Consider the following 22,069-nt stretch of genomic DNA (forward strand, 5'->3'; position numbering starts at 1 on the left):
TCCATCAGATTCCCAGGAATAATTTGTGTGACATCAATCACATTTACAGCGGACTGATCCGATGAAGGTCGCGTTAAATTTGTGATGACGTGAGCTTTACGTGGGCATACGCAGTATCGCCTGTCGTCATACGCCTGGATCGCTAATGCACCGCCTCCTCCCCCAATTGCCGCAATCACGTGCGTCGCGGCTGTCCTGACCGCAGGGGCGCGGTCACTCCTCTGCTCAGCCTCGCATTGATTGCTGCATGTGTGCCCCAGGCGCACGGCGGCGAAGTGCGGCCGAGCAAGGTGACTGACGCCTCCATCGCCCGCACGCCCATGCAGCAGGCTGAGCAATTGCGCGGTCAGCAACGCTATGCAGATGCCTTGACCATTTACGAACGCGTACTGCGCGCGAACCCACGTGATCGCGGCGCCTATGCCATGCGTGCGGTCACGCTGAGCGACCTCGGCAGCGCACAGCTTGCGGCAGAGGCCGTATGGCGGCACCCGGACTGGTTCTCGCAGCAGGAGCGCGAGCGCATCGAGAACGATCGCGTCGCCCGTATGATCGGGTGGGCCAGCGCCGAGCCCATCGATGCGGCGCACCGCTATGCGGAGACCGATCAGGCCCTGGTCAATGTCGCCCGCATCGAACGCGACTCACCGCCGACGCTGACATGGGAAGCCACGCGGCTGCGCGTGGACAGCCTGGTCGCCCTCAACCAGCGTCAGCGCCATCGCGACGTCGTGGCCAACTATCAGGCGTTGAAGGCGGAAGGTATCGAGGTTCCCGCCTATGTATTGCCGACGGTCGGCGATTCGCTGATGGGCCTGCGTCGCCCGGCCGAGGCCGAAGCCGTGCTGCGGCAAGCCCTGCGGCACACCCCCGACGACTTCAATACGCAGCTGTTGCTGGGCTATGCCTTGCTGGAGCAGGAACGCTTCGATCTGGCGATGCCGCTGTTCGAAAAACTCGCGGCCACGCAGGCGCCGTGGCCGCGTCGCAACGGTGCGAGCAGCGGCTACGAAAACTGGGACCGCTTCAGCGCAGACATCGCCCTGGCTACCGCACGCTCGGCGGCGAACCACAATCGCGACGCAGACGTCCTGTTGCGCGAACGCGTGGCCATCGGCCCCGACAATGCGGAGCTGCAGGCGGCCCTGGCCTCGATCGAGTTCCGTCGCGGGCACCCCAGCACAGCACTGCAACGCAACGCGATGGCATTGACGCTGGATCCGCATCAGAAACAGGCACGCAGTGGCGTTGTCGAAGCGCAACGCGATCTGGATCGCCTGGATCTGGCCGATGCGACCTTTGCGCCGCTGCACAAGGAATATCCGGATGACGCCGGCCTGCAGCGGCTTGGCGCCTCGCTGGAACGTCAACGCGGCTGGCAGGTGCATCTCAGCCATGCGCGCGGCCGCAGCGACAACGACACCCTGACCAACAGCACCTCGCCGCTTGGCAACGACTTCGGCAGCACGTTGCTGGAAGCCGAATCGCCACTGCTCGGCGAGCGCTGGCGTGTGGGATTGCGTGCACGCGACGACTGGGCCGATTTCCAGGACACACGTGTGCGGTATCGCAGCTTTTGGCTGGGGACCCACTACCGCTACGACCGCCTGGATGTCAGTGCCTACGGCGGACGTGCGCTCGACGAATTCGATCGCGATGGCACCGCCTGGGCACTGGATGCCGGCTGGCGGTTTTCCGATGCCTGGTACGGCAGCCTGGCCTGGCGCACGCGCGATCCGGAAGCCTCTTTGCAGGCACGCCGCTTCGGCATCACCGGCGACAGCATCGGCGCCGCCCTGCGCTGGGCGCCCAACGACGAAAGCCGTTGGGAACTGCAGGCACGCCAGTTGCGCTACAGCGACGGCAATCGGCGCGATCAGCTGGATCTGTCCGGCAGCCAACGCCTGTGGGCCAGCCCGCATGTGCTGCTGGATGGCCTGTTCGCCGCCTCCACCGGGCGCGCCGAAGACGACCGCGCCGTCAATTACTTCAATCCGCGCCGCAACTCCGCGGTGGCCGCCGGCGTACGCATCGATCAGATCGGCTGGCGTCGCTACGACTACGCCTTCCGGCAACGGCTGGAGGTCAGCGTCGGGCCGACCTATCAGTCCGGCTTCGGCAGCCAGTGGGTGCCCAGCGCGGTCTACCGGCACCTGTGGTCGCTGGGCGACGGCAGTGCGCTGAGCTACGGCGTGAGCTGGTCGCGCCCGGTTTACGACGGCCAGCGCGAACAACAACTTGGATTCGACCTGGATTTCCGATGGGGAGGTACGCCTTGATCCGCCTGCCGCTGTTGCTGGTCGCCTTGCTGCTGATGACGTTTGCGTCCTCGGCGCAGGCCGGCCTGCTGGTGCTCAGCTACCACGATATTCGCGACGACGTCGCCGCCAAGGGCGATCCCGATCGTTATGCGGTGTCCACCAGCAACTTCGCCGCGCATCTGGATTGGCTGCGCTCGCACGCCTACCACCCGGTGAGCGTGCAGCAGGTCCTGGATGCACGTGCCGGCAAACGCGCCCTGCCCTCCAGGCCGGTGTTGCTGACCTTCGACGACGGCTTGCGCAGCGTCTACACGCGTGTGTTCCCGCTATTGCAGGCCTACGGCTATCCCGCGTTGGTCGCCCCCGTCACCAGCTGGGTCGAATTGCCCGCCGGCCAGGTGGTGCCCTACGGCCATCGCGATTTCACCCACGATGATTTCGTCACCTGGGCGCAGCTGCGCGAAATGCAAGGCAGCGGCCTGATCGAAATCGGCTCGCACAGCGATGACCTGCACAAGGGTATCGCCGGTAACCCGTTCGGCAATCAGACGCCGGCCGCGGTCACCCGTCGTTGGGAGGCGGGCAAGGGCTATGAAAGCGAGGCGGATTATCGCCAGCGCATCCAGACCGATCTTCGCCATAGCCGCGACGCGATCGTGGCGCATCTGGGCAAACCGCCGCGCGCCATGGTCTGGCCGTATGCCGCCTACAACCGCGCCAGCAACGCCATTGCCGCGCAACTGGGCATGACGCTCAGCTTCGACCTGGAAGGTCGTTCGCATGAAGCCGATATCGGCCAGCAGGGCCGCGACCGTGTGGACGGACAATCGCTGGCCAGCCTGGGTCGCCTGTTGCTGTTCAACAACCCCGATGTGCGCGACCTGGCCGGCGAACTGCGACGCGATCTGTCGCGCGATGGTCTGCGTGCGATCCAGATCGATCTGGATTATGTCTACGATCCGGATCCGGCGCAGCTGGAGCGCAACCTCGACATCCTGGTCCAGCGCGTCAAAGACATCGGCCCCAGCCATGTGTTCCTGCAGGCCTTCGCCGACCCGGATGGCGATGGCGCAGCCGATGCGTTGTATTTCCCCAACCGGCATCTGCCGATGCGCGCGGATCTGTTCGGGCGTGTGGCCTGGCAGCTGCGCACCCGTGCAGGCGTGCGCGTATTTGCCTGGCTACCGGTGCTGGGCTTCCATCTGCCAGATGCACGGCAGCAGGCCGCGCTGCAGATTCGCGGCAAGGACCCGAAAGATGTGCCACGCCTGGATCCGGGCAACCCGCGCACGCATCAGCTGGTCGCCGACATCTATGAAGACCTGGCCGCCAACACCTACTTCGAAGGCCTGTTGTTCCACGACGATGCCTACCTGCGCGACGACGAAGTGCCTGCCTACGGCAATGGCGATCCGACCAGGCGCACGCAGCAGCTGATCGGCTTCACCCAGGAACTGAAAGCAGCCGCCGAACGCTGGCGCCCCAAGCTGGTGACCGTGCGTAACCTGTTTGCGCAGCCTGTGCTGGAGCCGCACAGCGAAGCCTGGTTTGCGCAGCGCCTGGACGCCTTTGCATCGGCGTATGACTACACCGCGCTGATGGCCATGCCGTACATGGAGCAGGCAAACGACCCGCAGCACTGGCTGCAGCAATTAGCGCAGCGTGTCGGTCAGCAGCCGCATGGTTTCGAAAACACCATTTTCGAACTGCAGACCGTGGACTGGCGCACCGGCAAACCCTTGCCGAAAGGCGTCCTGCTCGAACACAGCAAGTTGCTCCTGGCTGCGGGCGTGCGCCACCTGGCGTACTACCCCGACGACTTCATCGGCGGCCACCCGTCTCTTCCCGAAGCGCGCGAGGCCATGTCGGCTCGGCAATTCCCATATATCGAGCGGTAACCGATGACGACCAGCCTCCTGTTGGGCGCTCTGTTCAACTTCGCGTTTTTCTATCCCATCATCATGGCGTTCTTCTGGATGATCGGAGGCACGTACTACTACCTGCGACGCGAACGCGGCAGGCCCGGTCCCTCGTCGCCGCCGCCGCTGGCCAGCGAGCCCTTCGTGTCGTTGCTGGTGCCCTGCTACAACGAGGCCAAACACGTCGGCGAAACCATCGCCGCAATGAGCGCGCAGAACTATCCGGATTTCGAGATCATCGCCATCAACGATGGCAGCAACGACAACACCGCCGAAGCGCTGGACGACCTCACCCACCAGCATCCGCGCCTGCGCGTGGTGCATCTGGAGCAGAACCACGGCAAGGCCAACGCGCTGCGTGTCGGCACGCTGGCGTCGCGCTCGGACTATCTGGTGTGCGTGGACGCCGACGCCATCCTGGACCCGAATGCCACCCGCTGGATGGTCGGCCACTTGATTTCCGGGCCGCGGGTCGGCGGCGTCACCGGCAACCCGCGCGTGCGTAATCGCACCACGCTGATGGGCCGCATGCAGGTGGGCGAATTTTCCGCCATCGTCGGGCTGATCAAGCGTGCGCAGCGCGTCTACGGACGCCTTTTCACGGTCTCCGGGGTGATCTGTGCGTTCCGACGCTCGGCACTGCACGGCGTCGGCTTCTGGTCCGACAACATGGTCACCGAAGACATCGACATCTCCTGGCGGCTGCAGCTCGACGACTGGGATATCCGCTACGAACCCAACGCGCTGTGCTGGATCCTGATGCCGGAAACCTTCCGCGGCCTGTGGATGCAGCGCCTGCGCTGGGCGCGCGGCGGTGTGGAAGTGTTGCTGAGCCATGGCCGCCGCGTGCTGTCCTGGCGCAGCCGACGCATGTGGGGCGTGCTGCTGGAATATGCACTCAGCCTGGCCTGGGCCTACACGATGCTCTTCATCATCGTGCTGTGGCTGCTCGGCAAGGTCATCGCGCTGCCGCCTGCGCTGTACGTCGATACCATCCTGCCGCGCTGGCATGGGTTGGTGCTGGCGGTGGTGTGCCTGATGCAGTTCGCCACCAGCCTGGTGATCGAACGCCGCTACGAAAAAGGCCTGGCGCGCCAGTTCTTCTGGGTGATCTGGTATCCGGTCGCCTTCTGGATGATCGGCATGCTCACCGCCGTCATCGCCTTCCCACGTGCCCTGCTCGCGCGTCGCAGCAAACGTGCCCGCTGGAAAAGCCCCGACCGAGGAATCCAATGACACCGCCCATCATCAACCTGCCGCAACGCCTCGGCCGCTCGCGCCGGCTCGCCTACGGTGCCGCCACCGCCGGCGCCTGGATGGTTTACTTCTATCTGTGGGCACCACTGGCAACGCTCATCGCCTGGTTCTTCGGCCTGCGCAGCGCCTACATGGAGCTGTACCTCAAGCACAACGCGCTGGACCCGTTCGCGCTGGGCGCCCTGCCGGTGATCGCACTGATGAGCGCCATCACCACCGTCGGCTGGGCCGAGTACAACCGCATCCGCTTCGCCAAGGCCGACCAGCGCAAACGCCGCCGCACCGTGCTCGAACCGGAAGTCGATCAACGCCTGGGTGTCCCCGAGCAGCTTGGTAGCCTGCTGCGTCATAGCCGTATTTCATCGGTGGCGATGGATAAGTTTGCACGGCCGGTGGGGGTGCGGGTGGTTAGGCATAGGTAGGCTGGATGACGGTAGCGCAGCGTTTGCTTCAAAGCCTTTTATGTCTACTGCAGACAGCAAACCGCTCTACTTCTCTACAACCACTAGAAATTTGGTGAATTCGTCGCTTTACCCAGCCCCGCTGGCAGTCAATCCTATACCAATATTTTTGCATCGCCAGTTATCTGAAAAATGCTCTAACAACTTGTTACCTCAGAAATAGATAAATGGCCATACTCGCACCATCATTTTTACGATGATCGCTTCGATAAAAAACCAGCATCAGCTCCAATTGAAAAAACCAATGTCACAGCTATAAATATCTCAATCTCGCACAGACACCGCAATTAGCCAAGCCAATTCTCACCCCATTACTTTAGCCCGGCCGGCATCAGGCCCTTGGCTTGCAGAAGCACCTCGAAGCCCTTCTTGCGGCGCTGGCCGCCGTCGACTTCCGTGCGCAGGTACTTAGCCGGCGGCGTGCCCTTGAAGGCCTCATCGCGCAGGAAGATCTCGGCGAACAGCCGGTCATTGGTCGCCTTGCGGTACATCGCTGCGTTGATCGTCAGCGACGTCGGGCGGTCGAACATGCGCGGCGCGGTACGCTTCCACACCTCGCGGATCTCGTAGGCCGTGGCGTTGCACGCCTGCATCACGGCAAACGGCAGCTGCTCGCGCTCCAACGCGCTGAACTGGCGGCCCAGCAGGTTGTCCGCGTCCACCGCGATACGAATCTGTCTCACGGGCTGCCCTCGCCTACGGGTGTGCCCTGCACCTGGCTGATCTCGTCCAGGTTGGCCTCGTAGAACTCCAGGCAGCGCTTGCGCCCGCGCGAGACGTCCAGCACCTGCTCCAGCGTGCCGTTCTTCACCCACGGGCAGCGCTGGGTCAGGCGCGGCTCGATCTGCACGTAGGTGCGTACCGGCACGGCAATCACCGCTGGCGCTGGCGTCACCACCACAGCGCGCGCCGGATCTTCGCGCGTGACGCCTTTGCGGCCGCATCCAGCCAGCAAGCCGACGATCGCAGCGATAGCGAACAGAGAGCGCAACATCAGTAGCCTCCCAGGCTGGGGCATGCCGCAGCCAGCGCCTGCAGTGCAGCGGTGCACTCGGCCGGGCGTTGGTCGTACTCGTGTTTGAATGCCTTGGCGCTGCGGTCCGCTGCGGTTTTGGCGGCTTCGGTCTTGTCACGCAGGCCTGCGTTGCGCTCCTGCAATACACGCAACTTCTCGGCTTCGGCGTTCAACTTGGCGGCGATCGTCGCCAGTGCGGCGTCCTTGTCGGCGTTGTTGCGCTCCAACTCGGCGCGTTTGAGCTGGGCCGCTTCCAGGGCTGCCGTACGGTCGCTTTGGCACTGCGCCACCTGGCGCGTCACCACGATCACCTGCTGGCCCTTGCGGTATGACGTGAGCGCAGCGATCGACAGCAGCGCGGCAAGACACGCGCAGACCACCTTGAGCCGGCTGCCCGGCTTGCGCAGCCAGGTCAGCGCATCGGCCGCCCAGCCGAAGACCAGCGCCACCAGCGCCTTGAGGAAGGCCAAAATATTCATCGTTCGCTCTCCCGGCGACGCCACGGGTAGATCAGCAACACCGTCAGGCTCACGCGAACCAGCAGCACGTACCAGGGCGTGGGCGTGTGCTGCGCCAAGTCGCGCAGGAAGATGCCCAGCATCCCCACAGCCAAGCCGATGAAGCAGGCACCACGCAGCTCCCAGGCCGCGCGGTCGCGCGCACGTTCGCCGGCATGAAAGGTGTGCAGCAACTGCCAGGTTGTGGCGCAGAACACCGCCAGCGTGCTGGCCAGGCTCAAAAGGTAGCCACTCATACAGCACCTCCCGCGCGCCCGGCCAAGCGGTCGGACCACTTCTGCAGTGCACCCAGTTAGTGCGGCAGCATCGGCTTGATGATGAAACCACTCAGCCCACTCACTGCGATGCCGATGCGGTGCACCGAGGGAAAGTAACTGGCCAGCGCCACCACGATCCAGCCGGCGGCCAGCGCGAAGCCCAGCACGAACAGCCCCAGCAAGCCCACGCGCAGCAGCAGCGTTAGCCACTGCACGCCCGGGCCGCCGTTGGGAGCGGACACCTTGCCCACGTCGATCTCGCTTAGCAGCAGTAGGCCAACCAGCGCGCCGACCACGGCCGCCAGAAACCATGACTGCGGAATGCCCAGGAACAGGTGCTCGCTGCCGGTGATCACCTCAGTGACCACCGCGCTGCCGGCGCTGGTCGCCACCAGCAACGCGGCCGACTTGAGCACCAGCGTGGCGCCGCCGTCCATCACCGGGCGATCCCCGCCAGCTCCCCGCCATCCCAAATGACCGCATCGCCCCAGAAGTTGCCGCCGTTCTCGTGCTTGGCAATCGCCTTGGCCAGCTAAAAGGCGGTAGCCGGCGCCTCCAAGTTGATACGCTGGTCCACGTCCACGCCTAGTGCAGTGGCGACCTGGCGCGCATAGGCGCCGCTGTCGTTCTCAACCGGTGGCGCCCAACGGTTGATGATGTCGCGCACCGTGCGCAAGCCGTGCTTGCGTTGATAGGTCAGCAGCGTCTTGACCAGCGCACGGAAGCCGTATTCGGGCGTATCGAACACAGCGAAGCGCGCCTCGCGTGCGCGTGCAGCCGCAATGCGATCTTCGCCCTGCCAGGCCACGCCCGTGCGATCGATGTTGCCTGGATTGTTGTTGCGGACGCCGCGCGGCGGGGCCATGTCTGATCCTTGAGTCAAGTCGAAGAGAGCCACCACCGCACACGCCACCCGGGCATCTGCGTGCGGTGGTGGATAAGGCTTAGGCGGCCACCGGCGCGGCAGTGCCCGGGGCCAGGCGCACCAGTACCGTGGCGGTGCCGTTGGCGGCTGCCTCGATGGCATAGCCAATGGCGTTGGTGTCGCCGGCGCCGCCAGCGGCAGAAATGGCCTGCTTGGCGTCGGCGTCCCAATTGACCGAAGCGCCGCGCGCGAAAACGGCGGCCGGCAGCTTGGGCAGTGCGAACACGCCTTCAACGTGTGCGGCGATCGTGTCGCCAATGGCGCCGTCGGTGACGGCGATGGCCACCAACTTGCCGTCGGCGATCACACCGCCACTGCTCACTGCGGCGGTCAAGGTCACGTCCAGCACGCGGCCGTCTTGATATGCGTTTTTCATGGGGAGTACTCCAGATGCGAGGAAACGCCGCACCGCGCCTGCGGTGCGGCAGGCGGCTTACTGGCCAGGGTTCTTGTAGATGCCGCGGTAGTCGGCAATGGCCGGCGCTGCATCCAGGCGCACCTTCAAGGCCACACCGTCCACGGTGAATCCCTCGTGCTGCTCCAGGTACGGCGTCTGGTTGCCGTCCAGGTAACCCACCACCAATGCGTCCACGTAGGCCGAGTTGGCCAGGCCGTACCACGCCTTCGGGTCTGCACCATCCAGGCGGCCGTCGCTCTCCACCTCGAAGGTGTTGCGCACGATGTTGGGAGTGGTCTGGTTGTTGGCCCCGCCCACCGCGTATTCGGCAGCGCGCACGGTCAGTGCCGCACCGGAGAGCGCCACAGGCGTCAGCAGCGTCTTCATCGGCACACGGATGATGTTGCCGTCGGCATCCTTCTGCAGTGCCATGCGCGCCTGCATCGCGCTGACGCTCTCGGTGGTGATGCCGGCGGCCGGCAGCAGGTTGCCGTGGTCCGCATGGAACAGCGTCTTGCCGTCGGCCAGCTTCGGGTTCTTGGTGATCAGGTCATACACCGCCTTGGCCAGCGTGCGCTTAGCGGCCTGGCCCATCTTGCGCGGCACGTCGCTGAAGATGCCCAGGTCATCATTGATGATGGCCTGGCGGGTGATGGTGAACAGCCGGCCCCAGGTGATGATCTGCATCGACTGCGACTGCTCGCTGAAGGTGCCCTGCTTGTGTTCGCCGCCTTCGCGCACCGGGAGTAGATCCGATAACGCGCCCAGGCCCACCAGATTGGTCGGCTTGAAGTCAGGCACGCTCACCGCGCGGGTGAACTCGCTGAAGCGCTCTTCCACTTCCTGGTAGCCCTGCAGCACCGAGCGGCGCGCGGCATCGCCCAGCAACGCGGGGAAATCCGACGTGGAATGGGTGAACGCCATGCCCACGATCTCGCGCCGGTCCATGCCGCGCGGATTCACGCCGGCCTGCACTAGGCACTCGCGCGCCATCTCGGCTAGCGAGTGGCCGCGGTACGGGTTGTCGCCGGTGGCCTGGGCAAGGCCCACGCGCGCCTGGATGGCATTGGTCATCGCCGCGCATACGTTGTCGCGCTGGTCGCCGCCAGCGACAACGCCGGCACGGCCGTTGAGCGGCTCACTGTTGCGGCCCATCAACGCCAGGATGTGGCGGCCCACGTTGTCGGGGGTCACCGCAGGGTCGGCCGCGGCAATGACGCCGTCCACGTAGGCACGGATCTCCGCATTGCCCATGTGAGGCTCGGCCATCGCCATGATGTCGGCGTTGCGGCCGCGCATCGCGACTAGCGCCGCTTGCGCGGCGGCCGCGGCGTCCGGCGCAGCAGCGACGACCGGTGCCAGTGCAGGCGCAGGCGGCGTAGCCGTGGTGGTGGAAGCACCCTGCCCGCCACCGGCGTTGGCGAGGATGCGGAGGTAGGTTTGTTGGGTCGTAGGATCCTCGATGTGGCCAACGACGGCCGTTGGGGTGGCCTCGGGAAGTGAGGCGAAAACGTTGGGGCTGAGCGCGGCGGCGATATGGCCGCGCAGCTGCGCGGCGACTGGCGCCGGCGCCTGGGTGATGGCCTGCAGGTAGCCGGTAAGCGCCACGACGGATGCGGCCTCGGCGCGGGCGGTGGCAACGGCGTCCGCCATGCGGTCGGCAAAGCCGAACTCCACCGCCTGCGCACCGGTGTACCAGTGGTCGGCGCCATCGGTGAGCAGCTGCTCTACCTCGGCGCGCTTGCCAGTCTTGGAGGCGTACGCCTCCAACATCGCGCCAGCATGTGCATCCAGCGCGGTGGCGTATTGACGGAACGAGGACGCATTGCCGGCGGCGATCGTGTGCGGCGCATGCACCATCAGCAGCGAGCTGGCGTACATCACCAGCTCATCGCCGGCCATAGCAATCAGCGAGGCAATCGAGGCGGCCTGGCCGTCCACGAATACCACCTTGTGCGCGGCGTGTTGCTTGAGCGCGTTGTAGATGGCCATGCCATCGGCCACCACGCCGCCGCCGCTGTTAATGCGCACATGGATCGTGCTGGCGGTGGTCTGGCCGATCTGCTCGGCCAACTGCAGCGAGAGACAGATTCAGACCACAGGCTGTCGCCAATGGTCCCGTAGATCATCACCTCGGCAACGTCGGTGGCGCGGGCTTCGATCTTGAGCAGGCACGGGCCGAGCGCCGGGCCGGCATCGGCAAGCACGCGGCCCAGTGCCGCGGTCAGTGCATGGGGTCGCATAGTCAGATGTCCCTCAACATGTCGCGCGAAAGGTCGGCGCGCGTTCGCGCGCGGGCTTCAGCAGGGGCCGGCGCGGCCGGCTGCAATTGCTGCTGCTGTTGCTGCTAGTCCTGGCGCTGGCGCAGCACTTCGTCGGGGTTGTTGCCGTACTGCAGCGTGTTCTGCTGCGGGCTCACCCAGCCGCGGTCCTCGGCCTCACCCTTGGCATAGGCCTCCTTGAGCGGGTCGATCCACGGCATGATCGGGCGCACGTAGGTGGAGGCGGCCAGATGGCGTAGCGTCCAGCCGCGCGGCATGCGCACCTTGCCGGACAGCACCGCCGCCTCGATAAAGCGCTGGCGCGTTGGCCGCACGAACAAGGCAATGAAGCGTTCGGCCAGCATCAGGTAGCTGCCCCACTTCTCCACCAGCTCCTGGCGCTGCGCCCAATACGTGCCGTTGTAATCCAACGACAAGCTGGAGTAGCTCACGCCGATGCCGCCGGCAGCGGCGCGTAACTGTTCTTTGCGCCAGGTCGCCGCGTTGGGGTTCGGGCGGTCGGTGCCCAGGCTCTCGATCGATTCGCCGGGCAGCAGGTCGTCAAAGATGGCGCCGGGCGCCATACGCAGTTCGCGCACTGGCATGCCCTGCTACATCATCGCCACACCGCCCAGCTCTTCGCCCGCCGGCTGGTAGATCTCGCCCGAACCCTTCTTGATCTGGAACGTCATCGACGCCGCCACCTTGGCCGCGATGCGCTCAGACTCTTCGTAGTCCTTGACGTCTTCAAAGCGTGACATCGCGCTGGCAAACACGCTCAAGCCGCGCACCTGGTGCAGGCGCTTGAGGTTGGCGATGCAGTGCATCACCTCGGCACTCACGCGCTTGGTCTCAGTGGTCCAGCCCAGCGGGTCGCCTGGGTGCTGCTTGTACACGTGGTAGGCCACCGGGCGGCCCCACGCGTTGCGCTCTACGCCCTGCAGGATGTTGCGGGCCGGGTCGTTTAAGTCTAGCGGCACCAGATCGGCCTCCAACATCTCGATGCTGTAAGGCACACCGCCGCCATGCTCCAGATACGGCACAACCCCGCTCAGGTCTTGGTAGAACGCCTCGCCATCACGCAGCCAGCTGCGTGCCAGCAACTGCTGGCACGCGCCATAGTCATGCGCGCGAGTCACTTCGGGCGCGTCCCACCACACGTCCCACAGCTCATCCAGCTGCAGCGCCAACTCGCGGTTGATCGGCTGGCCTGGCAGACGCGGTGCAGACAGTACGTCGATGCTCGAGCCAACGGTGCTCTGCACCAGCACGTTGAGTGCGTTGTCGGCCAGGTCCAGGTCGCGCTCAAGGTGGCGCGCCTGGTCGCGCAGCTGCCGGGCGTCCATGCCGGCGATCGCGTTACCGCTGCCCCAGTCACGCGCCAACTTGCGGCTCCGCGACGGACGGGTCACCTCATGGGCGCGTGCTAGTACGCGCAACTGCTCGTTGCGCTGCGCGAGCTCTGTTTCCTTAGCCGTGATGACATTGGCGGCGCGGGCCTCAATGGCACGCACGTTCCGGTCGTGGGAAATGGCGACGCTCAGCCGGTCGCGGGCAACAGCGGCGGTAGCCATCAAGTCCGGCCACCGAAATCAACCGTCGCCCAGCGAGCGCGACGGCCAGTACAGGCCAGCCGGTCTACAGCGGCCTGCCACTCCTGACGGCCCCTGCGGATCTCCGCCAGATCCGCGCGGGTGAGCATGCGCTCACCGAACCGAACGCTCTGCCCTAGCAGCACGGCAATTTCTGCCTGCTGGTATGTGGTGAGCATTTCCTGAGCCGTCTTCATGACGAGTCAGGCTAGGGATTGAGATCTCCCATAACTAGGCAAAACCTGCAACGAAGGCCTTCCCCAAACAACTGAAAATCATGGATTTTCTACAAAAGTTGTCTCCACCTTTGGCAGAATCGCTACACATGGTCAAAATTGGAAGTGTGAGCAGACAACAGCTGCTCGCATTGATCCAATGGGGATTTCTAGAACGCACCGATTCAAAATGCTATTCTCAGAGGGCAGGGGAAGATTTTCACCACAAGGAGCGTCATATGAAGTGGATTCATCGCGCAGCAGCACTCTCGTTGTTAGCACTTTCGCCTAGCCTGGTCAAAGCACAAGCGAACCAGGCTGCGCCGCAGGCTGTCACTGCAAGCGTCTGGGCCGACGTTCAACCGCAAATTCAGGCTTCCATACAAACTTTTGTAAACAAGCAGAAGAGATATCCAGGTCAAGACACGACGATCGTTGCGCGCGTTTCATACGAGCCAGCGACTAGACTTGTGATTATTGATCTTGGAAGGGGCTTTCTCCCCAAAACCATGACGAAATGGAAGGAGGGCTTTAGTCCAACTTATAACCAGGTCAGCCAGTACGGACACGACTTAGTCGACAATATATTTGATGTCTCGACAGTCACACTCCGCTTTGACGGCTTGTCCATCAATGAGATATTTCCAGATGATTTCCCCGTACAAGTTGCCAAGATTGAGTCACCCAACCCTCCATCCCCTCCGACCCTCTTATTAAACCCAGGGGGCGGATATTATTACAATCTAAAAAGTAAAAAATGGGTCACACAACAAGCCAAAGCCAACGAAATTGATGAGGACGTAATCACCTCAATCTTTGCATCATTGACTGATGACAAAATTAAATCTTATTGGCCATCCTTAACGTACAAACCCTACTTTTCCAATATTGTATTCAGCCGAGAGCTTGGCAACTATTGGGTTGAACCCATCAGCAAAGTATCTCATGAAAGGCTTGGCACAAGGTATTACACAAAGACACTATACCCTGACAAAAGCGCTACGTTGTGGAACATCTTCCCCCAGGGCACCGACGACACAGCGCGAAGCCATTTGCGCGAATGGGATGAAGATTATGCCGCCAGGGCGCTCTATGCGAACCTTTTGAATGCAGATTATCTTATCACCTTTCACACGAACGGTGGGTCGGCGGTGAAAAAAGGCATCGAAGTCGTGGTTCAGACCGGTAGCCCTGGCGCCCAACAACTTGGGAACAGCATTCTTTGCTATGCCAAAGAACAGATACATGCCGACCCCGCTTATAGCGACTTCAAAATTGCGGGAAGCGTTACTGAGTTAGATAAGATCGAAAACCGCCTAAGCACCATGCCAGCAGTTAGCATAGGCGTTGGATATACCACCGATGTTGCAGATGCCAACGCACTGAAAGATCAATTTTTTAGAGAAGCTTTCGCGAGAGCGATCGAGAAAGGATTGAGACTTCGGGCAGAGCCTTGCTCACCCTTTACATTGGTTAGCGTTGAGAACGCAACTACGGGCCCATGGCAGAGTGTTTATCCGAAACTCACCTACTCGGGCGACTTCGACGAATGGCTCCACGCCGAGACGACCTTCATCAGTTGCCCCACCAATGACTGCAAGGTAAAAAAGTTCTCCGAGGTTCACAACCCGGATAAAACCAATAAAACCATAGAACTGGACTTTTATTGCCCAGGACCTTTAAAGGCTCCTTTGACCTACATCGCCAAGACGAAAATCTTCGACAGATATAACGTGCAAGGTGGCGAAGTTCAGCATCAATACACTTGTAAAAATTAGTGTTTCCAAGCCCGGGCGCGCTAAGCGCCAGGGAGTTTTTAAGAGCCCGCTCTGTTGGAGCGGGCTTTCAGCCCGCCTGGAAACAACCTGTACAGATGAGCTCTGGACAAACCGTGTTTGGCGGCCACGGAAGCAACCGGCACGCCCGCGTCCAGGTCTGACTCGATGGCTTGCAAGTGATGGATCCTTTGTCTCGCAGGGAAGTATGGCCGTTCTCCTGCAAAGCACCCCAATATGGATTCTGCGAACGGCGCAGCGAGCTGACGGCTTATGCCGATGTCTCGCTGCATTGCGGAGATGATGCGCTCGCGAAGCTGATCCGCCGGTTTCTTTTGTTTTTCCATTAGAGCGACCACCCATCCCGTGCGAATCCGGTCACACGTGTCTGATGGAAACCTGCGGCTTCACGGGAATCCCCTGGTAACTTCGGAATGCACCGCAAATCCTGTTCAGAAGCGTTGACATCCTGATCGAACAATCCGTTCGTAGCCGGTTGATATTGTTTTTCCAGCATCACCCATTGGGACTCACGAGTCACATCAGCCTTCACTGCGGGCGCGAGCGACGCCCATATCGCATACACAGCCGTATCCAGCGGCTCGTTTCTCGCGCCCTTCGGCTTGATTCAATAACCTGACTCTTTGTCGTAGAACTCCACCGTAAGCCCCTTATGGTACGCCGGCAGCAGCGCGCCCGGATCTGGATTAATTGGATCCAGCACCTCATCACCACGGCCGCCTGGGAAGCGCAGCATGCGCGCTGTCAGATCCTCTGCCTGTCCTTCCGCCTCGGCCTTGTCCTTTGCCGTCAGCGCAGCGCTCAGCCAGCCGTAGACCATCGTTTTGAGCACTGAGGTGCCCACGCCCCAGACACCTACGCTGCGTGCCACCGTCTTGTCGCGATTGTTGACCTCGGTCTTTGCGGGGCGGTACACCGCGCGCTCCGACTTGCGTTCGTTGCGACCACGGATCAGGTACACCGTCTGCTTGATATAGCCGTTAGTCGTTTCCACGATGCGCGCCTGCCCGCTCTGGTTGACCAGCTGCTTCACGAACTGCGCCACTGTCTCGGTCCAGTTGCCGCCATCTAGCGCTATGGCGGTGATCGGCATATCGACGTCGCGCGTGGTCTTCCACGTGCCTCGCAGGTACTCGTCCGGCGACGGGCAGGTGTCGAGGATGGTCGGATCAAGATCGATCACCGCATAGTCCACCACCCAGCGGCGCTGGCCGCGACCGGTGGCAATCACCTGGATCTCGGCGCGGTCGTGCTGGAAGTCCACGCCCGCTGTCAGCACCAGGCCGCCCAGCGGAACGACGCCGCGGTGCACGCCAGGCTCGCCCAGCTTGGCCACCTCGTCTGCGTCCTGTTCCTGGCGCTCGCCCGCGAATGGCAGGCCGAGCTTGAGGTTGTGGAAGCCGGCGGCTTTATTCGGGTCACGGTCGGCCTCGGCCTTTGCATCGGCCAGGTCTTTCCACGACGACCCAAGGCCTAACGGCGCATATGCGGCCCACGCGTGGTAGCTGCGGTGATACAGGTCCGCATCGGGATTGGTCGGCTTCCAGTACGCGGTGCCGCCGTGCCCACGCTCGGCAAACATCAGATCCTTGTGGTGCTCCTCGATCACGCAGCCGCTCGCCAGGCAGGCAAAGGTGCCCGTCCTGGCGAAGTTCCGCGGCGACAGCGACGGACGCGCAGTCACCGAGCCGGTGCCAACTATCACCGCCGGCGGCGGCGCAAAACGTCCCGCAGGTGCCGCGTATGCGCTCGGACTGATAGCGCCGACGCTGGTGCAGACCGGCTACGGTGAGCGCGAAGGCCAGGCACCGCGCGCACTAGACCTGCAGCAGCCTCTCGGTACCGTCGTCGCTGGCGGCGTGAAGCATGCGATCGCGGCACCATGCCTGGTGCAGATGGGCCATGGCGAAGGAAAGACGCCGGGCAAGCGCTTCAGCCATGGCATCAACGACATCCAGGGGCCGATCGGAACGATCGTTGCCAGCGGTGGCGGCCAAGGCGTGATGACGGCTTTCCTGGAACAGGCGAATGGCGGCTTTTACGAAGGCGGCGGCCGCGATGCGCGCGAACCGATGAGCACCATCACCGCGACAGGCAGCCAGCAGCAACTCGCGACCGCGCACCTGATCACCATGCGCAAGAACGCACACGGACAGGATGCTGGCGAGCCGCTGGGCACGGTGTGCGCGGGCGCTGTGCACCACGGGATGATCGAGTGCACGCTCAGCGCAGAGCAGCAGGCCGGCGCGCTGCAGGTCGCCGCGTTCCTGGTGAAATACTACGGCACCGGCATCGGCGTGGATCTGCGTGAGCCGCTGGATACCGCGACGACGCGCGATCACATGGCACTGGTCAAGGTAACGATCCAGGGCACGCCGTACGTGATCGTCGACATCGGCCTGCGCATGCTCAAGCCGCACGAGCTGTTCCGCGCGCAGGGATTCCCCACCGGCTACCGGATCACGCACACCTCTGACGGCCGGGCAATCAGCACCAGCGCCGCCGTGCGCATGTGCGGCAACAGCGTCAGCCCGCCGCCGTTGGTCGCGCTTGCCCGGGCGAATCTCGATACAGCACCGCTACGGAGGCATGCATGCCCGCAACCGAGCCGCTGAATCTCGCCGGCAACGACTGGCTCAATGTTGCAAAGGCAGCCCACTACTGCGGCGTCTCCGAATCCCAGTTCCGCAAGAACGCCCTCGCCTATGGCCTCGCACCTCGGCGCTTTATGGGCAAACAACTCTACGAAAAGTCCGCGCTCTATGCGGCGATCCACGGCGCACATCAATGGCAGCAGTCTCACTCTACTGGCGCGGCAACGGTGCGTACCTCGACGGGCGACAGGCTGGCAAACGCTACCGGCTCTCCCTCGGCCGCCTCAGCACTCATGAGGCTGAAGAAATACGAGCAGCGAAAGAAACTGAGCTAACGCACGGCGTTCGCATCCTTGCGCGGCTGCCGCAAGTGAGCGCATACCTCGAGTGGTACCTGGATTGGTACGCCGCCGAGCATCCTACGACTGCGGGCAAAGCGCGTAGCGAGGTGAAGCGTTTTATTGCCAAGTTTGGTCACCGGCCGATCGACACACTGCGCCCGGTGGAAATGGAAGGCTACAAGCGCGACCGCCTTCTCACCGATAAGGCGGCGCCGGAAACCGTTGGCAAAGAGATCCGACGACTGCAGGCGGCATTTCGCCGCGGCATGGAGTGGAAAGAACTCGACGTCAACCCGCTCGAGAGGGTCAAAGCACCACGGGGTGTGCGCAGCGTTGCTGTCCGCTTTTATGACCGAGCCGCGATGCGAAAGCTCTACCGAGCGAATCCATCACGCGCGCCACTTTGGCTTTTCATGGCACACACTGGACTAAGCCGTGGTGAGGTGGCCAAGCTGCAGAAGTCATCGATACGGGGCAACAAGCTCATAATTGAGAGCGAGCCGGATGAAACCGGAAGTGGTCGGACCAAGTCTGGCAAATGGCGAGAGGTCCCGTTAAATCGCTACGCGCGGTGGGCTCTACGCAGACTTCCAGATCCTATTGTCCGCGTTCACAGGGATACCATCAGCGATTGGTTCGCTGAAGATGCACGTCGAGCTGGCATTGGCGGCAGTTTACACCGCCTTAGACATACCTTTTGCGCACACATGGTCATGGCCGGTGTGCCACTACGTCGGATACAAGTTCTTGCGGGCCACGCGGACTATGCAACAACTGAGAAATACTACGCGCACTTAACGCCAGACGGCAATGATGACGCCGTCCAGAAAATAAGGTTGTAGTCGCGGACAGTCTTAATTATTTCGACAAATAGTTTGAAAATTGAGTATACGATAAACCCAATTGATTTAAATCCAATCTCAGTCGGTAGGATTCAACCTCTCCAGAAGATTGGCAATAAGGATATATCTCAGATGAATTTCGCCTATGGTCAATCCACTCGTCATCACTGAACCTTGAGACAGAATCATCCTCATCACCCTCAAAATTCTCATCGTAAAATTCCTCGTCCAGTGACGCCGTGGACCAAGGAAATATTGCCTCTACGAGATCCTTTATCCCATAACCGGCATAGAGAAAAAATAATTCGCGAGCAACAATCTCATTTCCATCAGCGCCGTGTACGTAGACGGTAACGGGCGAGCGGCCAAGGGATTTATTAACCCATTTCTCTATGTCTACCGAAACCTTGCCACCCGTAATTACGTGCCGCATCAAGGGCTCATCCATAGCCAATGCCCTTGCTCGTTGTTGAGCCTTATCTCCATCGAAATATTTGACTAACGAAGACTTTGTTGCAACTCCAAAGACTTGGTCGATTGGAATTTTTATCTTCCACTTGGATCTTGTACGGGTCACGCTATCCGCAGTTACTGCCTCCCATACCGTAATACCGCGCTCGGGAAGATGCGCTACGATGATAACTGGAAGCGAGTGGCCCATCCAATAATCGAGGTGCACTAAGCTTCCGTAATACCAAAGACAGCCGTCCTTTTCTCTAAAATTACTGAGTCCGCATTTAACTTGCACCGCGACTAGGCGACCTGTCGGCTCACTTTCCACAAGTTCAATCTGGGCGTCGATACCCATGTCGGATATCGTCTGCTCGCGCCAAATCCAGTTGAAGTCTCTGACGACGACTGCCTCGACGGCATTGATGCCAACTCGCTCGGTTGTAGCGTAGCGCGCCATACGTCCTCAAGCAGTAGTCGCTTCCTATCTGAAGCAGTGATGGTTGTCCTACGAGCTGCGTGTGTCCACTGTAACCAGCGCCTGTGGATATGTGCCCTTATTAGCAAAATGGGCAGTACGCATGTCGAGCTAAGCGATTGATTCCTTGTGACCCCGGCCCGATTCGAACGGGCGACCTTCCCCTTAGGAGGGGGACGCTCTATCCAGCTGAGCTACGGGGCCAAGGTGGGCATTGTCGCACGATCGTTGCGATTGCCAAGCCGGTGGGCGGGCGGCGGAGCCTGCTAAAATCGGCGGCTACCGTGTTGCCGGTGCCCTGGCCGCCGCGCGACCGTCCCGACCTTTGGAGATCCCATGTCCGCTGACCTGCTCAAGGCGCTCGACCTCGCCGCGTCCAATTCCGGTACCTATCTTGGCGAGGCGACCTGGTCGCCGGCCACCGGTGCCGGGGTGCTGCAGCCGCTGAATCCGACCACCAACGCGGTAATCGCCGAGGTGCAGGCGACCACGCCGGAAGACTACGAGCTGATCGTCCAGCGCGCGCAGGCTGCCTTCAAGGTTTGGCGGACCACGCCGGCGCCGCGCCGTGGCGAAGCCGTTCGCCTGTGTGGCGAGGCGCTGCGTGCGCACAAGGATGCGCTGGGCTCGCTGGTGGCGCTGGAAATGGGCAAGAGCAAGCCCGAGGGCGATGGCGAGGTGCAGGAGATGATCGACATCGCCGACTTTGCGGTCGGCCAGAGCCGCATGCTGTACGGCTACACCATGCACTCGGAGCGGCCGGGCCACCGCATGTACGAGCAGTACCAGCCGCTGGGCCTGGTCGGCATCATCAGCGCGTTCAACTTCCCGGTGGCGGTGTGGGCATGGAATGCGTTCCTGGCGGCGATCTGCGGCGATATCTGCATCTGGAAGCCGTCCAACAAGACCCCGCTGACCGCGATCGCGACGATGAAGATCTGCAATGCGGCATTGAAGGACGCTGGCTTCCCGGACATCTTCTTCCTGATCAACGATGCCGGCACGGCGCTGTCGCAGAAACTGGTGGAAGACACCCGCATCCCGCTGATCAGCTTCACCGGCTCGACCCAGATCGGCCGCGTGGTTGCGGAAAAGGTCGCGCACCGCCTGGGCCGTTGCCTGCTGGAGCTGGGCGGCAACAACGCCATCATCCTGGACGACACCGCCGACCTGAAGCTGGCCATCCCGGGCATCGTGTTCGGCGCGGTGGGCACCGCCGGGCAGCGCTGCACCACCACCCGCCGCCTGATCGTGCACGCCTCGATCTACGACAACGTGCTGGCCACGCTGGTCAAGGCGTACAAGCAGCTCGACAGCAAGATCGGCGACCCGACCGACCCGGCAAACCTGATGGGCCCGCTCAACAGCCAGGGCGCGGTGGAGCAGTTCCTGGCCTCGATCGCCAAGGCCGAGGCCGCCGGCGGCACGGTCGAAGTGGGCGGCACCGCGATCGACCGCCCCGGCAACTTCGTGCTGCCGGCCATCATCACCGGGCTGCAGAACAGCGACGCAGTGGTGCAGCACGAGACCTTCGCGCCGATCCTGTACGTGATGAAGTACAGCACGCTGGACGAGGCAATCGAGCTGCAGAACGGTGTGCCGCAGGGCCTGTCGTCGTCGATCTTCACCCAGAACCTGAAGGCGGCCGAGAAGTTCCTGTCGGCGGCCGGCAGCGACTGCGGTATCGCCAACGTCAACATCGGCACCTCCGGTGCGGAGATCGGCGGCGCGTTCGGCGGCGAAAAGGAGACCGGCGGTGGCCGCGAATCCGGGTCGGATGCGTGGAAGGTCTACATGCGTCGCCAGACCAACACGATCAACTACTCCGACTCGCTGCCGCTGGCGCAGGGCATCAAGTTCGATCTCTGATCGACGTGCAGGCGCGCCGGGAGTTGAGCCGGCGCGCTGTCGTGAGCATGCCGGACCACGGCTGTTGCGCTGCGCCCGCGCCCGGCTTCCACAATCCCCAGCGGCCTGGTGCCGATATCCTGGTCGTGAGCGTGAACCGCGCGGCTGCGCCTTGCCTCGGCGCCCGACATTTTCATCGAGCGCTCGGCCGGGTGGCCAGACACGCAGCCCCGTCCATTCCCGTAAAAACCGGCCACGCACGGCGTCTGCCCGCAGACGGCACGCCATTCGGGCGGCGGCTCTGGGATAATCGGCCCACGCCAGCCGTCGGCTGCCGCCACTTCAGGAGTTCATGATGAACGTCGTCGTTCGACAGACCAGCGCCATGGCCATCGTCAGCCTGGTCTCGGGCATCCTCGGCTGGACGCTGATTCCGTTCCTCGGCAGCCTCTGCGCCATCATCACCGGCCATCTGGCGCGTGGTGAAATCCGCCGCAATCCGCAGGGGCTGGACGGCGACGGGCTGGCCATCGGCGGGCTGATTCTTGGCTGGTTGGCGGTTGCGCTGTGGGTGGCAGGGGTGGCGATCTTCATCCTGTTCTTCGGCGGCCTGGCCTGGCTTGCGGCCGCCAACAGTTGAGC

General features: G+C 62.6%; 20 protein-coding genes, 1 tRNA gene and 2 pseudogenes. 10 read left to right on the top strand and 13 right to left on the bottom strand.

The window, feature by feature from the left end; genetic code table 11:
- The first annotated feature begins 320 nt into the window (after positions 1–320).
- From XarjCFBP7645_RS11250 to pgaD, 4 genes are read left to right on the top strand one after another with little or no spacing between them, the layout of a single operon-like run.
- Positions 321–2,279: a tetratricopeptide repeat protein gene (locus tag XarjCFBP7645_RS11250; RefSeq protein ID WP_104537910.1), complete on the top strand. Its 1,959-nt coding sequence runs from the start codon at positions 321–323 to the stop codon at positions 2,277–2,279.
- Positions 2,261–4,159 carry a poly-beta-1,6-N-acetyl-D-glucosamine N-deacetylase PgaB gene (pgaB, locus tag XarjCFBP7645_RS11255; RefSeq protein WP_104537547.1) on the top strand — a complete coding sequence of 633 codons (1,899 nt, stop codon included), beginning with the start codon at positions 2,261–2,263 and terminating at the stop codon, positions 4,157–4,159. The genes XarjCFBP7645_RS11250 and pgaB overlap by 19 nt, the downstream gene beginning before the upstream one ends.
- Before the next feature lie 3 nt (positions 4,160–4,162).
- Positions 4,163–5,416 (top strand): poly-beta-1,6-N-acetyl-D-glucosamine synthase, encoded by a 1,254-nt coding sequence (pgaC, locus tag XarjCFBP7645_RS11260; protein ID WP_104537548.1) that lies wholly within the window; start codon positions 4,163–4,165, stop codon positions 5,414–5,416.
- The gene (gene pgaD, locus XarjCFBP7645_RS11265) at positions 5,413–5,859 is read left to right on the top strand and encodes a poly-beta-1,6-N-acetyl-D-glucosamine biosynthesis protein PgaD (RefSeq protein WP_104537549.1); all 447 of its coding nucleotides are present in this window, start codon (positions 5,413–5,415) and stop codon (positions 5,857–5,859) included. The genes pgaC and pgaD overlap by 4 nt, the downstream gene beginning before the upstream one ends.
- Positions 5,860–6,218: 359 nt before the next feature.
- Here the strand turns inward: pgaD and XarjCFBP7645_RS11270 are convergent.
- The 10 genes and pseudogenes from XarjCFBP7645_RS11270 to XarjCFBP7645_RS11315 all read right to left on the bottom strand — a co-directional run.
- Positions 6,219–6,581 (bottom strand): annotated as a pseudogene (locus XarjCFBP7645_RS11270) (hypothetical protein); the annotation flags it as partial.
- Positions 6,578–6,892 carry a lipoprotein gene (locus XarjCFBP7645_RS11275; protein WP_104537550.1) on the bottom strand — a complete coding sequence of 105 codons (315 nt, stop codon included), beginning with the start codon at positions 6,890–6,892 and terminating at the stop codon, positions 6,578–6,580. The pseudogene XarjCFBP7645_RS11270 and the gene XarjCFBP7645_RS11275, both read right to left, overlap by 4 nt.
- Complete coding sequence (locus XarjCFBP7645_RS11280) at positions 6,892–7,392, bottom strand: hypothetical protein (protein ID WP_104537551.1); 501 nt, start codon at positions 7,390–7,392, stop codon at positions 6,892–6,894. The genes XarjCFBP7645_RS11275 and XarjCFBP7645_RS11280 overlap by 1 nt, the downstream gene beginning before the upstream one ends.
- Positions 7,389–7,667, bottom strand: a complete 279-nt coding sequence (locus tag XarjCFBP7645_RS11285) for a hypothetical protein (RefSeq protein ID WP_104537552.1) — start codon at positions 7,665–7,667, stop codon at positions 7,389–7,391. The genes XarjCFBP7645_RS11280 and XarjCFBP7645_RS11285 overlap by 4 nt, the downstream gene beginning before the upstream one ends.
- Positions 7,668–7,723: 56 nt before the next feature.
- A complete protein-coding gene (locus XarjCFBP7645_RS11290) occupies positions 7,724–8,125 on the bottom strand; it encodes a hypothetical protein (protein ID WP_104537553.1) in 402 nt (133 codons plus the stop codon).
- 95 nt (positions 8,126–8,220) lie between these two features.
- A complete protein-coding gene (locus XarjCFBP7645_RS11295) occupies positions 8,221–8,553 on the bottom strand; it encodes a structural protein P5 (protein ID WP_258079548.1) in 333 nt (110 codons plus the stop codon).
- Between the two features lie 79 nt (positions 8,554–8,632).
- Positions 8,633–8,989, bottom strand: coding sequence for a DUF2190 family protein (locus XarjCFBP7645_RS11300; RefSeq protein ID WP_104537554.1), 357 nt, complete (start codon positions 8,987–8,989; stop codon positions 8,633–8,635).
- Positions 8,990–9,046: 57 nt separating this feature from the next.
- Positions 9,047–11,083: a ClpP-like prohead protease/major capsid protein fusion protein gene (locus tag XarjCFBP7645_RS11305; RefSeq protein ID WP_258079549.1), complete on the bottom strand. Its 2,037-nt coding sequence runs from the start codon at positions 11,081–11,083 to the stop codon at positions 9,047–9,049.
- Between the two features lie 274 nt (positions 11,084–11,357).
- Positions 11,358–12,845, bottom strand: a pseudogene (locus tag XarjCFBP7645_RS11310) (phage portal protein).
- Positions 12,845–13,060 carry a primosomal replication protein PriB/PriC domain protein gene (locus XarjCFBP7645_RS11315; protein WP_104537555.1) on the bottom strand — a complete coding sequence of 72 codons (216 nt, stop codon included), beginning with the start codon at positions 13,058–13,060 and terminating at the stop codon, positions 12,845–12,847. Before XarjCFBP7645_RS11315 ends, XarjCFBP7645_RS11310 begins: the two are co-directional and overlap by 1 nt.
- Before the next feature lie 80 nt (positions 13,061–13,140).
- Here XarjCFBP7645_RS11315 and XarjCFBP7645_RS11320 point away from each other — a divergent pair, with 80 nt between their 5' ends.
- Positions 13,141–14,856 (top strand): N-acetylmuramoyl-L-alanine amidase, encoded by a 1,716-nt coding sequence (locus XarjCFBP7645_RS11320; RefSeq protein WP_258079550.1) that lies wholly within the window; start codon positions 13,141–13,143, stop codon positions 14,854–14,856.
- A 625-nt stretch (positions 14,857–15,481) separates the two neighbouring features.
- On the opposite strand, the gene XarjCFBP7645_RS11330 is transcribed toward XarjCFBP7645_RS11320, so the two are convergent.
- Positions 15,482–16,558, bottom strand: coding sequence for a terminase gpA endonuclease subunit (locus tag XarjCFBP7645_RS11330; RefSeq protein ID WP_308686431.1), 1,077 nt, complete (start codon positions 16,556–16,558; stop codon positions 15,482–15,484).
- Between the two features lie 88 nt (positions 16,559–16,646).
- Between XarjCFBP7645_RS11330 and XarjCFBP7645_RS11335 the strand changes: the two genes are divergently transcribed.
- From XarjCFBP7645_RS11335 to XarjCFBP7645_RS11340, 3 genes are read left to right on the top strand one after another with little or no spacing between them, the layout of a single operon-like run.
- Complete coding sequence (locus tag XarjCFBP7645_RS11335; RefSeq protein ID WP_308686432.1) at positions 16,647–17,489, top strand: DNA cytosine methyltransferase; 843 nt, start codon at positions 16,647–16,649, stop codon at positions 17,487–17,489.
- Positions 17,468–17,803, top strand: a complete 336-nt coding sequence (locus tag XarjCFBP7645_RS21945; protein ID WP_258079552.1) for a hypothetical protein — start codon at positions 17,468–17,470, stop codon at positions 17,801–17,803. Before XarjCFBP7645_RS11335 ends, XarjCFBP7645_RS21945 begins: the two co-directional genes overlap by 22 nt.
- Positions 17,804–17,838: 35 nt before the next feature.
- Positions 17,839–18,651, top strand: a complete 813-nt coding sequence (locus XarjCFBP7645_RS11340) for a tyrosine-type recombinase/integrase (protein ID WP_258079553.1) — start codon at positions 17,839–17,841, stop codon at positions 18,649–18,651.
- 16 nt (positions 18,652–18,667) lie between these two features.
- Here the strand turns inward: XarjCFBP7645_RS11340 and XarjCFBP7645_RS11345 are convergent, their stop codons facing one another.
- Together XarjCFBP7645_RS11345 and XarjCFBP7645_RS11350 are read right to left on the bottom strand one after the other, a co-directional pair.
- Positions 18,668–19,561: a DUF4365 domain-containing protein gene (locus XarjCFBP7645_RS11345; RefSeq protein WP_104537559.1), complete on the bottom strand. Its 894-nt coding sequence runs from the start codon at positions 19,559–19,561 to the stop codon at positions 18,668–18,670.
- A 148-nt stretch (positions 19,562–19,709) separates the two neighbouring features.
- Positions 19,710–19,783: transfer RNA gene (locus XarjCFBP7645_RS11350), tRNA-Arg, on the bottom strand.
- A gap of 132 nt (positions 19,784–19,915) precedes the next feature.
- Between XarjCFBP7645_RS11350 and amaB the strand changes: the two genes are divergently transcribed.
- Together amaB and XarjCFBP7645_RS11360 are read left to right on the top strand one after the other, a co-directional pair.
- Positions 19,916–21,448, top strand: coding sequence for an L-piperidine-6-carboxylate dehydrogenase (gene amaB / locus XarjCFBP7645_RS11355; protein WP_104537560.1), 1,533 nt, complete (start codon positions 19,916–19,918; stop codon positions 21,446–21,448).
- Between the two features lie 334 nt (positions 21,449–21,782).
- A complete protein-coding gene (locus XarjCFBP7645_RS11360) occupies positions 21,783–22,067 on the top strand; it encodes a DUF4190 domain-containing protein (RefSeq protein WP_016903110.1) in 285 nt (94 codons plus the stop codon).
- Positions 22,068–22,069 lie beyond the last annotated feature (2 nt).

The organism is Xanthomonas arboricola, from assembly GCF_002940665.1.
GTDB classification, from domain to species: Bacteria; Pseudomonadota; Gammaproteobacteria; order Xanthomonadales; family Xanthomonadaceae; genus Xanthomonas; species Xanthomonas arboricola_B.

Excerpts from the sequence above, each read along its gene's own strand:
- XarjCFBP7645_RS11360 (WP_016903110.1), top strand. The coding sequence starts at position 21,783 with ATGAACGTCGTCGTTCGACAGACCAGCGCCATGGCCATCGTCAGCCTG.
- pgaC (WP_104537548.1), top strand. The coding sequence starts at position 4,163 with ATGACGACCAGCCTCCTGTTGGGCGCTCTGTTCAACTTCGCGTTTTTC.
- XarjCFBP7645_RS11315 (WP_104537555.1), bottom strand. The coding sequence starts at position 13,060 with ATGAAGACGGCTCAGGAAATGCTCACCACATACCAGCAGGCAGAAATT.
- XarjCFBP7645_RS11275 (WP_104537550.1), bottom strand. The coding sequence starts at position 6,892 with ATGTTGCGCTCTCTGTTCGCTATCGCTGCGATCGTCGGCTTGCTGGCT.
- pgaD (WP_104537549.1), top strand. The coding sequence starts at position 5,413 with ATGACACCGCCCATCATCAACCTGCCGCAACGCCTCGGCCGCTCGCGC.
- XarjCFBP7645_RS11345 (WP_104537559.1), bottom strand. The coding sequence starts at position 19,561 with ATGGCGCGCTACGCTACAACCGAGCGAGTTGGCATCAATGCCGTCGAG.
- pgaB (WP_104537547.1), top strand. The coding sequence starts at position 2,261 with ATGGGGAGGTACGCCTTGATCCGCCTGCCGCTGTTGCTGGTCGCCTTG.
- XarjCFBP7645_RS11295 (WP_258079548.1), bottom strand. The coding sequence starts at position 8,553 with ATGGCCCCGCCGCGCGGCGTCCGCAACAACAATCCAGGCAACATCGAT.
- XarjCFBP7645_RS11290 (WP_104537553.1), bottom strand. The coding sequence starts at position 8,125 with ATGGACGGCGGCGCCACGCTGGTGCTCAAGTCGGCCGCGTTGCTGGTG.
- XarjCFBP7645_RS11250 (WP_104537910.1), top strand. The coding sequence starts at position 321 with ATGCAGCAGGCTGAGCAATTGCGCGGTCAGCAACGCTATGCAGATGCC.
- XarjCFBP7645_RS11320 (WP_258079550.1), top strand. The coding sequence starts at position 13,141 with ATGGATTTTCTACAAAAGTTGTCTCCACCTTTGGCAGAATCGCTACAC.
- XarjCFBP7645_RS11285 (WP_104537552.1), bottom strand. The coding sequence starts at position 7,667 with ATGAGTGGCTACCTTTTGAGCCTGGCCAGCACGCTGGCGGTGTTCTGC.
- XarjCFBP7645_RS21945 (WP_258079552.1), top strand. The coding sequence starts at position 17,468 with ATGCCCGCAACCGAGCCGCTGAATCTCGCCGGCAACGACTGGCTCAAT.
- amaB (WP_104537560.1), top strand. The coding sequence starts at position 19,916 with ATGTCCGCTGACCTGCTCAAGGCGCTCGACCTCGCCGCGTCCAATTCC.
- XarjCFBP7645_RS11280 (WP_104537551.1), bottom strand. The coding sequence starts at position 7,392 with ATGAATATTTTGGCCTTCCTCAAGGCGCTGGTGGCGCTGGTCTTCGGC.
- XarjCFBP7645_RS11300 (WP_104537554.1), bottom strand. The coding sequence starts at position 8,989 with ATGAAAAACGCATATCAAGACGGCCGCGTGCTGGACGTGACCTTGACC.